The 12,944-nt window shown below is 69.3% G+C and carries 11 protein-coding genes; 7 read left to right on the top strand and 4 right to left on the bottom strand.

The genetic code is table 11. From position 1 onward, the window contains the following. The first annotated feature begins 215 nt into the window (after positions 1-215). On the top strand, positions 216-1,001 hold the full coding sequence (gene nagB / locus E0500_RS16160; protein WP_131564615.1) for a glucosamine-6-phosphate deaminase: 786 nt from the start codon (positions 216-218) through the stop codon (positions 999-1,001). Between the two features lie 174 nt (positions 1,002-1,175). Here the strand turns inward: nagB and E0500_RS16155 are convergent, their stop codons facing one another. The 4 genes from E0500_RS16155 to E0500_RS16140 form a co-directional block, all read right to left on the bottom strand. Continuing rightward, a complete protein-coding gene (locus E0500_RS16155; RefSeq protein ID WP_131564617.1) occupies positions 1,176-2,681 on the bottom strand; it encodes a glycoside hydrolase family 3 protein in 1,506 nt (501 codons plus the stop codon). Between the two features lie 7 nt (positions 2,682-2,688). Further along, the gene (locus E0500_RS16150; protein WP_131564670.1) at positions 2,689-3,531 is read right to left on the bottom strand and encodes a carbohydrate ABC transporter permease; all 843 of its coding nucleotides are present in this window, start codon (positions 3,529-3,531) and stop codon (positions 2,689-2,691) included. A 59-nt stretch (positions 3,532-3,590) separates the two neighbouring features. Beyond that, positions 3,591-4,586 carry a carbohydrate ABC transporter permease gene (locus tag E0500_RS16145; RefSeq protein ID WP_131564619.1) on the bottom strand — a complete coding sequence of 332 codons (996 nt, stop codon included), beginning with the start codon at positions 4,584-4,586 and terminating at the stop codon, positions 3,591-3,593. A gap of 90 nt (positions 4,587-4,676) precedes the next feature. Next, a complete protein-coding gene (locus tag E0500_RS16140; RefSeq protein WP_131564621.1) occupies positions 4,677-5,960 on the bottom strand; it encodes an extracellular solute-binding protein in 1,284 nt (427 codons plus the stop codon). 405 nt (positions 5,961-6,365) lie between these two features. Here E0500_RS16140 and E0500_RS16135 point away from each other — a divergent pair, with 405 nt between their 5' ends. From E0500_RS16135 to E0500_RS16110, 6 genes are all read left to right on the top strand, one after another. Further along, positions 6,366-7,130 carry a GntR family transcriptional regulator gene (locus tag E0500_RS16135; protein WP_131564623.1) on the top strand — a complete coding sequence of 255 codons (765 nt, stop codon included), beginning with the start codon at positions 6,366-6,368 and terminating at the stop codon, positions 7,128-7,130. A gap of 111 nt (positions 7,131-7,241) precedes the next feature. Next, positions 7,242-9,422: a carbon starvation CstA family protein gene (locus E0500_RS16130; protein ID WP_309505073.1), complete on the top strand. Its 2,181-nt coding sequence runs from the start codon at positions 7,242-7,244 to the stop codon at positions 9,420-9,422. Then, entirely contained in the window at positions 9,394-9,603 is a 210-nt protein-coding gene (locus tag E0500_RS16125) for a YbdD/YjiX family protein (RefSeq protein ID WP_131564625.1), read from the top strand. The genes E0500_RS16130 and E0500_RS16125 overlap by 29 nt, the downstream gene beginning before the upstream one ends. A gap of 162 nt (positions 9,604-9,765) precedes the next feature. Then, on the top strand, positions 9,766-10,038 hold the full coding sequence (locus E0500_RS16120) for a DUF3311 domain-containing protein (RefSeq protein WP_131564628.1): 273 nt from the start codon (positions 9,766-9,768) through the stop codon (positions 10,036-10,038). Next, complete coding sequence (gene mctP, locus E0500_RS16115; protein WP_181587024.1) at positions 10,035-11,663, top strand: monocarboxylate uptake permease MctP; 1,629 nt, start codon at positions 10,035-10,037, stop codon at positions 11,661-11,663. Before E0500_RS16120 ends, mctP begins: the two co-directional genes overlap by 4 nt. 214 nt (positions 11,664-11,877) lie before the next feature. Next, a complete protein-coding gene (locus E0500_RS16110) occupies positions 11,878-12,930 on the top strand; it encodes a nucleoside hydrolase (RefSeq protein ID WP_309505072.1) in 1,053 nt (350 codons plus the stop codon). Positions 12,931-12,944: the final 14 nt, after the last annotated feature.

Genomic DNA, 12,944 nt, shown 5'->3' with positions numbered 1-12,944 from the left:
CTAGACCACCACGTGTGTCCATGCGTTGACGGATGTTTGTTGTTGTCGCATTGTCCAACATCCGCCGATGCCCTCCACGCAGAGTAGCCCTCTTCGGTTCATGCGGGGGACCCGATCGAGACACTCGCCAGAAGGCGCTTCTGCTAGATTGGTCTAAACCACATCGTGCCCTTCCGGGTCCCAGTTGAGTCCCTCTCCAGATCGGCAGGCCCAGCGTGGAAGTTGTCATCGTCCCGGACGTGAAGGCGGGCGGCGAACTCATCGCCGAGGCCATGGCCCAGCTGCTCCGGCGCAGGCCCGACGCCCTGCTCGGCGTGGCCACCGGCTCCACACCACTGCCCGTCTATCAGGCACTGGCGGCACGCGTGGGCTCCGGCGCGGTGGACGTATCGCGAGCCCGCATAGCCCAGCTCGACGAGTACGTGGGGCTGCCGGCCGAGCACCCCGAGTCGTACCGTTCCGTGCTCCGGCGCGAGGTGCTGCAGCCGCTCGGTATCGGCATGGACGCGTTCATGGGGCCCGACGGCACCGCCGAGGACGTGCAGGGGGCGTGCGAGGCGTACGACAAGGCGCTCGCCGCAGCCGGAGGGGTGGACCTCCAGCTGCTCGGGATCGGGACCGACGGGCACATCGGGTTCAACGAGCCGTGCTCCTCGCTCACCTCCCGGACGCGGATCAAGACACTCACCGAGCAGACCCGGATCGACAACGCGCGGTTCTTCGGCGGCGACATCGAGCAGGTGCCGCACCACGTCATCACCCAGGGCATCGGGACGATCCTGGAGGCGCGGCACCTGGTGCTGCTCGCGACGGGGGAGGGCAAGGCGGACGCGGTGGCGGCGACGGTGGAAGGGCCCGTCGCCGCGGTGTGTCCGGCCTCGGCACTGCAGCTCCACCGGCACGCCACGGTCGTCGTGGACGAGGCCGCGGCGTCCGAGCTGAAGCTCGCGGACTACTTCCGGCACACGTATGCGAACAAGCCGGAGTGGCAGGGGATCTGAACGTGGCGCTGCGCTTGCAGCGTGGACATGCCGATCAGATCACGGGACTGACGAGAGTTGCGGTCTGCGGGTCGTACGTGGCTGGTCGCGCCCACGCGGCGGAGCCTCATATTCAGCACAGCCCCGCGCCCCTTCGGGGCGCGGCCGCGCCCTTCCCCACCGGCCGGCCCGCCGTCACTCCCCCGCGATGACCTCCGCCGCCGCGCGTCCGCACACCCGGGCCGCGCCGTGGGTGGCGATGTGGAGGGCGCCGCGGGGCGGGGACTGGGGGACGCCCATCTCGACCACGATCGTGTCGGGGCGGGTGGCCAGGAGCGTGTCGAGGGCCGCGTCCATCCACGCGTGGCGGTGCGCGTCGCGGACCACGGCCACGATCCGCCGGGCGCCCGCGGAGGCCAGGGCCGCCTGTGCCGCCCCTTCCCCCGCGAAGCTCGCCGTCTCCGTGCCGGGCAGCAGGCGCGCGAGTTCCGCCGCGACTCCCCACGGGGTGTCGTCACCGACGGCGATGTTGGCGACCGGGGTGAAGGCCGCGACGAAGGGCGGCTCGCTCACGGGCTCGTACGTCGTGGAGCGTGTCACCGTCAGCGCACGGCGGGCGGCCGTGAGGCCGACGTCGTCGGTACGCGTGCCACCGCTCCCGGCGGTACGTGTGCCCGCCCAGGACGCCAGCTCCCGTACCCGGGCCGCCGCGTCGGCCAGGCGCTCCTCGGGCAGTTCGCCGGAGCGAACCGCCGAGACGAGGGCGTCGCGCAGGCGGCGTACCGTCTCGTCGTCCGAGAGGCCTCCGCCGACACAGATCGCGTCCGCGCCCGCGGCGATGGCGAGGACGCTGCCGCGCTCGATGCCGTAGGTGGAGGCGATGGCCTTCATCTCCATGCCGTCGGTGACGATGAGGCCGTCGTGGCCGAGGTCCTCGCGCAGGAGGTCCGTCAGGACGCGCCGGGAGAGGGTCGCCGGGTGCTCCCCGTCCAGGGCCGGGACCAGGATGTGCGCACTCATGATCGCCTTGGTGCCGGCGGCGATCGCGGCCCGGAAGGGGGCCACGTCACGGGCCTGGAGCAGCGACCGATCCGCGTCGATGCGGGGCAGCGCGTGGTGGGAGTCCACCGCCGTGTCGCCGTGCCCGGGGAAGTGCTTCGTGCAGGCCGCGACTCCGGCGGCCTGGAGCCCCGAGACGTAGGCGGCCGTGTGCCGGGCCACGAGGTCGGGGTCCGCGCCGAAGGAGCGCACTCCGATCACGGGGTTGGACGGGTTGGCGTTGACGTCCGCGGAGGGGGCCCAGTTCAGGTTGACCCCGCACTCCGCGAGGCGGCGGCCCAGCTCGTGGGCCACCTCGCGGGTGAGGTCCACGTCGTCCACGGCGCCCAGCGCGTGGTTGCCCGGGAAGGAGGAGCCGGTGCGCACCTCCAGGCGCGTCACGTCACCGCCCTCCTCGTCGATCGCGACCAGGACGTCCTCGCGTTCGGCACGCAACTGGTCGGTCAGGGCCGCGAGCTGCTCGGGCGAGGCGACGTTGCGGCCGAACAGGCCCACCGAGGCGAGGCCCTCGCCCAGGCGGCGCAGCAGCCAGTCGGGGGCGGTGGTGCCCGGGAAGCCGGGCTGGAGGACGGTCAAGGCGTCCCGTGTCAGGGTGTCCTGTCCGGAACCGGGCACGGTGGTGCCACCGGCGATCGTCGTCATGGGTGCGTTATCCCTTCACGGCGCCCGCGGTGAGGCCCGCGGCCATCTTGCGCTGGACGAGGAGGAAGAGGACGACGATCGGCACCGCCATCATCGTGGCGCCGGCCATCATCGGGGCGTATTCCGTGCCGTTCTTGGTGCTGAAGTTGCCGAGCCAGACCGTCGCCGTCTGGTTCTGCTGGCTCATCAGCATCAGGGCGTACAGGTACTCGTTCCACGCCTGGATGAAGCCGTACACCGAGGTGGCCACCAGACCTGGCGCGAGCAGCGGGAAGACCACCCGGACGAACGCACCCGTGCGTGAGCAGCCGTCGACCATGGCCGCCTCCTCCAGCTCGCGCGGGATGTTGACGATGAAGCCGCGCAGCGTCCACACCGTGAACGGGAGGATGAACGTGAGGTACGTGATGATCAGGCCGGACAGCCTGTCGTACTGGTTCAGGTCGTTCAACAGCAGGAAGACCGGGATGATCATCGCGACCAGCGGGACCATCTGCACCGCCAGGACGCCGACGATCACCACCTTCCGGCCGCGGAAGGCGAAGCGTGAGATGGCCAGGGCCGCCAGCATGCCGACCACGACGCCGATCACGACCACCGTGAGGGACACGACGAGGCTGCGGCCGACCGGGCCCCAGAAGTCGGCGACGTCCAGCGCCCGCTTGAAGTTGGCGACGGTGAGTCCGGTCGGCAACAGGCTCGGATCCGGGTCGATGGCGTCCTTCGCCGGTTTGAACGCCGTGTTCAGCATCCAGTAGACGGGGAAGCCCGCGGTGACGAAGACCAGCAGGCCGAGCAGGTTCCAGCCGAGCCTGGACTTCCGCGGCCCAGCGGGGGCGGGGGTGCTCATGCCCGTCGGGCCGCTGGTACCGGTCGCGCCGGTTGTGGCAGTCATGCCGCTCATGCCGCTCATTCGACGTCTCCGATCTTCAGCATCTGCCGCATGTAGACGGCGACGACGCCGAGCAGCAACAGCACGGTGAGCAGGGCGATCGCCGAGCCCTGGGCGTAGTCGTTCACGACGAACGCCTTGTCGTAGGAGTAGGTGGTGAGCAACTGGAACTCGGCCTCCGGGTGGCCGTTCCGCATCACGAACACCTGGGGGAAGACGCCCATGTCCCAGATGACCGAGAGGGTCGTCAGCATCACGATGATCGGCTTGAGGATCGGCAGGGTGACGTAGCGGAACACGCCCCAGGCGCCCGCGCCGTCAAGGCGGGCCGCCTCCTGCAGTTCCTTCGGCACCTGGGTGAGGCCCGCGCTGAGCGTGATCACCACGAACGGCACCGCGCCCCACACCACCAGCAGCATGATCACGGCCAGGCCCTGCGGTCCGCTCGCGAACCAGTTGTGGCCGATCATGTCGACGCCCGGCAGCTTGCTGAGCAGCGCGTTGAAGATGCCGTAGTCGGAGTCGAAGAGCCACTTGAAGACCGTGGTGGCCACGATGATGGGCATGCCCCAGCTCGCCACCAGCGCGATGTTGATCAGCGTCTTCACCCAGCCGGAGACCTGCTGGAGGAGCAGCGCGATCAGCATGCCGATGACCATCGTGAAGACGACCGCTCCGGCCGTGAAGACGACGGTCCGTACGACGACCGCCCAGAACTCGCCGTCGCCCAGCACGTCGGTGAAGTTCGCGAAGCCGACGGACTCGGCCGGCTGGAAGCCCCACAGCTGGGACTGGCCGAACTTCTGGAAGGACAGGGTGACCAGCCGGACCAGCGGATAGCCGAGGACGAGCACGAGGATCAGCAGGCAGGGCGCGAGCAGCGCCCAGGGCACGGCGGCCCCGCCCGGGGTGCGCCGCGCGCGTGGTGTCTCCGTGGCGGCCGGGGACGGTGTCGGCGGTGCCTGCCGCGGGGGCGGCACCTTGGCGGGGGTGGTCGTGTCTGCGGCACTCATCGCGCGCTCCTCAGCGGTCCCTCAGGTCGTACGGGCAGCCAGGTCGTACGGGCAGCGGGACTCCGCCGGTGACGGAGCCCCGCTCGCGGGTCACTTGGTGTTGATGACCTTGTCGATCGCGGCGTCCGCCTCCTTGGCCGCCGCCTCGACCGACTGCTTGCCGGTGCCGATGTTCTGCAGCATGGTCTGCAGGATCTGGGCCTTCTCGACCTGGCCCCAGCCCGGCGCCATCGGGACGAACCAGTTGGACTCGGCCGCGGTGGCCGGGACGGCCGTCGCCGGGTCGCTCTTCAGGGTCGCGAGGTCCGTCTTGTTGTTGGGCAGGTTGCCCTTGGCCATCAGACCCTTCTGGCCGGAGGGGCCGGTGAAGGCGTTGATCCACTCGGCGGCGACGGCCTGCGCGTCGGACTTCACCGGGACGGCGAGGTCGGAGCCGCCCAGGAAGACGGGCATGTTCTTGCCGGACGGGCCCGGCATGACGAAGTTCTCCAGGTTGTCCTTGAGCTTGCCGGTCTTGTCGTTCTTCGGGTCCGCGGCGGTCGCGCCCTCCCAGGCGGCGGCGAAGATCATGGCGGACTTGCCCTGGCCGTAGACGATGTAGCGGTCCGACTCGTCCTTGGTCTTGTCACCGTTCATGTACGTGTCGATGACGTTCTTGAACTCCTCCAGGCCCTTGACGGACTCGGGCGAGGACAGGGTGGCCTTCCACTGGCCGCCCTCCTCCTTGGCGATGGCGCCGCCGGCGTCGTACACGAAGGACATGGCCGCGTACCAGTCACGGGTGGGCTGGTACCAGGCGTTGAACTTGCCGCCCTGCTCCTTCTGGATCTTGTCGAGGGCGGTGGTGAGCTCGTCGTACGTCGTGGGCGGGGACGTGATGCCGGACTGCTTCGCGATGTCCTTGCGCCAGTTGGCGACACGGCCGCCCGCGTAGTACGGGACGCCGTACGTCTTGCCGTCGTACGTCACGGAGGCCTTGAGGCCGTCGAGCCAGGCGTCCGCGTTGTCGAACTCGGACGCCTCCAGGGGCGCGAAGGCTCCCTTGACCATGTAGCCGAGCATCTCGGTGTTGCCCATCTCGACCACGTCGGGCGCCTTGTCGGTGGCGAGGACGGCGTCGAGCTTGGTGTTCTTGTCGGGCCAGCCGTAGTACTCGTGCTTGATCGTGATGCCCGGGCGCTTCTTCTTGACGGCCGCGTCGGCGGCCTTCACCAGCTCCGGCCAGTTGTTCTGCGCGTCCACCGTGAGCCAGACCGTCAGCTCCTTGGCATCCGCCCCCTGGCCGGACTCCTCGGCCTTGCTGCCGCCCCCACACGCAGCGACGGAAACCATCATGCCCGCGATACCGATCGCGGCTGTCAGCTTGCGCTTCACGCCACCCTCCTCAGGGATGCCACGTACCCCCCTGCCCACCGCGGTGACATACGACGAGGTACTGCCCGTGGGGCCGGGACACTGGACCAATGGTGTAGACCAGTGCGCCGAGCTTGGCCCAGACCAATAGGTGTGTCAAGGGTGTGGGAGTGCGCCCTCACCAGCCGTTATGGGACCTACATATGCAGGGACCTTTAAGTAAGAAGCCGACGAAACCAGCGAGCCCCGCGCGCACAATCGAGTAGACCACTGCGCCGCGGTGGACTAGACCAGCAAGGGGCGTGAAGGTATACAGAGGGATCACGCAGCGTGCGGGGAACACCCGCACCCGAAGCCGTGCCACGATGTGAGCCGTGACCGAGATCCGTCGGGTCGCGTCGGCACCGGGAGCCGGGAAGGCGGAGCATGAGCACCGACGTCAGCAGTGCGGAGAACGAGAACGGGACCACCGTCCGTACCGCGCGCGTGCCCAAGTACTACCGTCTGAAAAAGCACCTCCTCGACATGACGGAGACGCTGCCGCCGGGCACCCCCGTGCCGCCGGAGCGCACGCTGGCCACCGAGTTCGACACCTCGCGCACGACCGTGCGGCAGGCCCTGCAGGAACTGGTCGTCGAGGGCCGTCTGGAGCGCATCCAGGGCAAGGGCACGTTCGTCGCCAAGCCGAAGGTGTCGCAGGCCCTCCAGCTCACCTCGTACACCGAGGACATGCGCGCCCAGGGCCTCGAACCCACCTCGCAGCTCCTCGACATCGGCTACATCACCGCCGACGGCACGCTCGCCGGGCTGCTCGACATCACCGCCGGCAGCCGGGTGCTGCGCATCGAGCGGCTGCGCATGGCGAACGGCGAGCCGATGGCGATCGAGACGACCCACCTGTCCGCCAAGCGCTTCCCCGCGCTGCGCCGGTCCCTGGTCAAGTACACGTCCCTCTACACGGCGCTCGCCGAGGTGTACGACGTCCACCTCGCCGAGGCCGAGGAGACCATCGAGACGTCCCTGGCCACCCCCCGCGAGGCCGGCCTCCTCGGCACGGACGTCGGCCTGCCGATGCTGATGCTCTCCCGTCACTCCCTGGACAAGGAGGGCAAGCCGGTGGAGTGGGTGCGGTCCGTTTACCGAGGTGACCGGTACAAGTTCGTGGCACGACTGAAGCGCCCCGCGGAGTAGAGCTCAACCCACCGCGGAAACGAGCCACTTGAACTCGTGCACGCGGTGTGGCGCAAGCCCTCTTCCTGCTCTACGTTCCTGCCGTCTCCGTATGGACGGGAGGACTACCCGGTGCGCACCGAGAACGCTCAGAACAGTCCCCGTACAAGCCGTCGTACGACCCCACGAACGCGAACCATCGTCGTCTGGACCGTCGTCGCCCTCGTCGGCGCATCCGGCTGGGCCGTGCTCGCGCTGGCCCGTGGCGAGAACGTGTCGGCCGCCTGGATGGTCGCGGCGGCCCTCGGTTCGTACGCCATCGGCTACCGCTTCTACGCCAAGTTCATCGCGTACAAGGTGCTCAAGGTCGACCGGAACCGGGCCACCCCGGCGGAGCGCCTCAACAACGGCATCGACTTCCACCCCACCGACCGCCGTGTGCTGCTCGGCCACCACTTCGCGGCGATCGCGGGCGCGGGCCCGCTCGTCGGTCCGGTGCTCGCGGCGCAGATGGGGTACCTGCCGGGCACGATCTGGATCGTCGCCGGCGTCATCTTCGCGGGCGCCGTGCAGGACATGGTGGTGCTGTTCTTCTCGACGCGCCGGGACGGACGCTCCCTCGGGCAGATGGCCCGTGAGGAGATCGGCCCGTTCGGCGGGGCCGCCGCGCTGCTCGCCGCGTTCGCCATCATGATCATCCTGCTCGGGGTGCTCGCGCTGGTCGTGGTCAACGCCCTCGCGGAGTCGCCCTGGGGCACCTTCTCCATCGCGATGACGGTCCCGATCGCCCTGCTGATGGGCTTCTACCTGCGGGTGCTGCGGCCGGGACGGGTCACCGAGGTCTCGCTGATCGGCGTCGCGCTGCTGCTGCTCGCGCTGGTCGCGGGCCGCTGGGTCGCCGAGTCGTCGTGGGCCGACACCTTCACGCTCGCGCCGTCCACGCTGGTCGTCTGGCTGGTGGCGTACGGCTTCATCGCCTCGATCCTGCCGGTGTGGATGCTGCTCGCGCCCCGCGACTACCTCTCCACCTTCATGAAGATCGGCACGATCCTGCTGCTCGCGCTGGGCGTCGTGTTCGCGCTGCCCACGCTGAAGATGGACGCGGTCACGGACTTCGCGACCCGGGGCGACGGCCCGGTCTTCGCGGGCTCGCTCTTCCCGTTCGTGTTCATCACCATCGCCTGCGGCGCGCTGTCCGGCTTCCACGCGCTCATATCGAGCGGTACGACGCCCAAGATGATCCAGAAGGAGACCCAGGTCCGGCTGATCGGCTACGGCTCGATGCTCATGGAGTCCTCCGTGGCCGTGATGGCGCTGGTGGCGGCCTCCGTCATCGACCCCGGGCTGTACTTCGCGATGAACGCGCCCGCCGGGGTCATCGGCGACACCGTGCAGAACGCCTCACAGGTGGTGGGGAGCTGGGGCTACCAGATCTCGCCGCAGGCCCTGGCGGAGGCGGCACGGCAGGTCGAGGAGTCGTCGCTGCTGTCCCGCACCGGCGGCGCCCCCACGCTCGCGGTCGGCGTCTCGGAGATCTTCGCCCAGGTCACCGGGGACGGGATGCGCGCCTTCTGGTACCACTTCGCGATCATGTTCGAGGCGCTGTTCATCCTGACCGCGCTCGACGCCGGCACGCGCGTTGGCCGCTTCATGCTCCAGGACACGCTGGGCAACGTCTACAAGCCGTTCAGGAACGTCAGCTGGAAGCCCGGCCTGGTCATCACCAGCGGCATCGTCTGCGGGCTGTGGGGCTACTTCCTGTGGGTGGGCGTCCACGAACCTCTCGGCGGCATCAACCAGCTGTTCCCCATCTTCGGCATCTCCAACCAGCTGCTGGCGGCGGTCGCCCTCGCCGTGTGCACCACGCTGCTGGTGAAGTCCGGGCGCCTGAAGTGGGCCTGGATCACGGGGGTTCCGCTCGCCTGGGACGCCACGGTGACGCTCACCGCGAGCTGGCAGAAGGTGTTCTCCAGCGACCCGCGCGTGGGCTTCTTCCAGCAGCGCGAGGTCTACCAGGACGGCATCGACGCAGGGAAGGTGCTCCCGCCCGCCAAGAGCATGGACGACATGCACACCATCGTCACCAACTCCACGGTGGACGGCGTCCTTTCGGCGGTCCTCGCGCTCCTCGTCGTCGTCGTGATCGTGGACGCGGCCCGTGTCTGCGTCCGCCACGTACGCCGCCCGGCGCTCTCCACACTGAGCGAGGCCAGGTACGTGGAGTCGAAGATCGTCGCCCCGGCGGGACTGTTCCCGACGCGTGAGGAGAAGGAGGAGGCCCGCGATGCGATCGGTGCTGGGCAGGGCGGTTGAGGCGGCCAGGGGCCTGCGCTGGTACGTACGGGAGTTGACCGACGAGTCGGCGTACGACCGTTACGTGGCGTACCTGCGCGCGGGGCACCCGGACGCGCCGGTGCCGTCCCGGCGGGAGTTCGAGCGCATGCGGACCGACCGGCAGGAGTCGGATACCCGACAGGGTTTCCGCTGCTGCTGAGTTCGCCCCGGGTGCCGCATGTGTGCCGAGTTCGTGCCGAGTGTTGTGCCGAGCACACAACCTCCGCATCCGATATCCGGACGGGGGGTTCCGTACGGCGTGAACGTCCCTTACATTTCCTGCGCGTTGCACAGGTGATCAGTGAGGGGACGGAGCCGGAACATGTCGGATGCGCCTGAAGTGAAACCGCCGGTGGTGACACCGGTGAGAGTGGTCATCGCCCTCTGTCTGTTCGCCCCGTTCGTGGCGATGCTCTGGGTCGGCTCGTACGCCAAGACCGACCCCACGCTCATCGGCATCCCGTTCTTCTACTGGTACCAGATGGCCTGGGTGCTCATCTCCACGGCCCTCACCGCGATCGCGTACAAGCTGTGGCAGCGTGACCAGCGCGAACAGCGTGCCCGTGCCGCCTCGAAGGGTGGTGCGGACGCGTGAAGGACGGCGTGAACGGCGTCGCGCTCGCCGTCTTCATCTTCTTCTTCCTGGCCGTCACGGTCATGGGCTTCCTGGCCGCCCGCTGGCGCAAGGCCGAGAACGAGCAGAGCCTCGACGAATGGGGCCTGGGCGGACGGTCGTTCGGCACCTGGGTCACCTGGTTCCTGCTCGGCGGCGACCTGTACACCGCCTACACCTTCGTGGCGGTACCGGCGGCGATCTACGCGGCGGGTGCGGCCGGCTTCTTCGCCGTGCCCTACACGATCCTGATCTACCCGCTGATCTTCACGTTCCTGCCCCGCCTGTGGTCGGTGTCCCACAAGCACGGGTACGTCACGACGTCGGACTTCGTGCGCGGCCGGTTCGGCTCGAAGAGCCTGTCGCTGGCGGTGGCCCTCACCGGCATCCTGGCGACGATGCCGTACATCGCGCTCCAACTGGTCGGCATCCAGGCCGTGCTGGACGTGATGGGCGTCGGTGGCGGCGAGAACACCCACTGGTTCATCAAGGACCTGCCGCTGCTGATCGCCTTCGGTGTGCTGGCCGCGTACACGTACTCCTCGGGTCTGCGTGCCCCGGCGCTGATCGCGTTCGTGAAGGACACGCTGATCTACCTCGTCATCGCGGTGGCGATCATCTACATCCCGATCAAGCTGGGCGGCTTCGACGAGATCTTCGCCAAGGCAGGGGAGGCGTACGCGCAGGTCAACCCGGCGACGGACAAGCCACGCGGTGCCGTCGTCCCTCCGGAGGCCTCCCAGTGGACGTACGCGACCCTGGCCCTCGGCTCGGCGCTCGCGCTCTTCATGTACCCGCACTCGATCACAGCGACGCTGTCCTCGAAGAGCCGTGAGGTGATCCGCCGCAACACCACGATCCTGCCGCTGTACTCCCTGATGCTGGGCCTGCTCGCGCTGCTGGGCTTCATGGCGATCGCGGCCGGCGTCAACGTCAGCAACGGGCAGCTGGCCATTCCGCAGCTGTTCGAGGACATGTTCCCGGACTGGTTCGCGGGCGTGGCCTTCGCGGCGATCGGCATCGGCGCGCTCGTTCCGGCGGCCATCATGTCCATCGCGGCCGCGAACCTCTTCACCCGCAACATCTACAAGGACTTCATCAAGCCGGACGCGACGGCCGAGCAGGAGACCAAGGTCTCGAAGCTGGTGTCACTGCTGGTGAAGGTGGGCGCCCTGGCGTTCGTCCTCACGATGGACAAGACGGTCGCCATCAACTTCCAGCTGCTGGGCGGCATCTGGATCCTGCAGACCTTCCCGGCCCTGGTCGGCGGACTGTTCACGCGCTGGTTCCACCGCTGGGCGCTGCTCGCGGGCTGGGCGGTCGGCATGGTGTACGGCACGGTGGCCGCGTACGGCGTCGCCTCCCCGACCCAGCAGCACTTCGGCGGCTCCAACGCGGAGATTCCGGGTCTCGGCGAGATCGGCTACATCGGTCTGACGGCGTTCGTGCTCAATGTGATCGTCACGGTCGTCCTCACCTTCGTCCTGAAGGCGGCCAAGGCCCCCGAGGGCATCGACGAGACGAAGCCGGAGGACTACACGGCGGACGCGGGCGACGCGGGTGTGCAGGTGGAACTGCCTCCGGCCACGGCCGGCTCGGCCCACTAGCCGCGGGTAGGGGCGAGCAGGGTTTTTCTCCGCCCCCGCCGCCCTACCCGTCCCATCCCGGGGCTCCGCCCCGGACCCCGCTCCTCAAACGCCGGACGGGCTGATTGTCAGCCCGTCCGGCGTTTGAGGACGAGGCCGTTCAGGCCGACAGAGGGGTCCGGGGCGCAGCCCCAGGGATGGGTATGGGTAGGGGCGGCGGGGGCGAGAAACATCCGTGAGCCGGAGACGCCGCTGCAGCAGACGACGCGGCCTCATCCGCCACCCCCAGGAGGTGCCCCATGACGCCCCGCCCCCGATCGTCCTCGACAGCGATCCCGGCATCGACGACGCCCTGGCCCTGCAGTACCTGCTCGGCACGGGACGATGGGACCTGAAGGCCTACACCTCCGTCGGCGGCAACCTCCCCGCCGAGCAGACGTACCTGAACGCCCGCGCCCTCACCAGAGCCTTCGGCATCGACACCGACGTACCGGTCCACCGCGGCACCGGCCGCCCCCTCACCCGCCTCCCGTACACGGCCGCGACCGCCTTCCACGGCCCCGCGGGCCTCGGCAACGAGACGCTGCCCGACTCCACGGCCGCCCACCTGCCGGAATCCTCCGCGCAGGCCCTGCTCAGGCTGTCCCGGGAGTACGAGGGCGAGCTCACCGTGTGCGCCACGGGCCCGCTCACCAACGTGGCGATCGCGCTCCTGGAGGACCCGGGCTTCGCCCACCGTGTCAGGAAGTTCGTGTTCATGGGCGGCGCCGCACAGGTGCCGGGGAACATCACACCGGTCGCCGAGTTCAACATCTGGGCCGACCCGGACGCCGCCGAGGTGGTCCTCTCCTCCGGCATCCCGTTCACCATGGTCGACCTGGACGCCTCGCACCACTGGCTGGTCCGCCCCGCCGACCTGGCCGTCCTGGAGGCGGCGGGCCCGGGCACGGCGCTGGCCGCCCGCCTGCTGCGGGCCTACATGGACGCCTACCAGCGCCACGGCGGAGACGACGCCTGCCCGCTGCACGATCCGCTCGCCGTGGGCGCGTGCGCGGACGAGTCGTACCTCACCACCGAGGAGGGCGCCGTCATCGTCGAGTCCACGAGCGAACTCACCCGCGGCAAGACGGTGTTCGTCCCCTCGGCCGCCTCACGCGTCTTCTACGCCGGCTCCCCCGCCCTCACCGCCCGCATGGCCCTCACGGGCCGCGTCGCCCTGGGCCCGGGCCCGCGCGACTTCTCGAAGGACTTCGTCGCGACGTTGCCGCGGTGGCCTGGGGTGGGCTGAGCCCACATCCGTCG

Origin of the sequence: Streptomyces sp. KM273126, assembly GCF_004337435.2 — a bacterium.
Taxonomy (GTDB): Bacteria; Actinomycetota; Actinomycetes; order Streptomycetales; family Streptomycetaceae; genus Streptomyces; species Streptomyces acidicola.
Note: the sequence above shows the minus strand (reverse complement) of the source record. Positions and strands in the feature narration are given on the sequence as shown.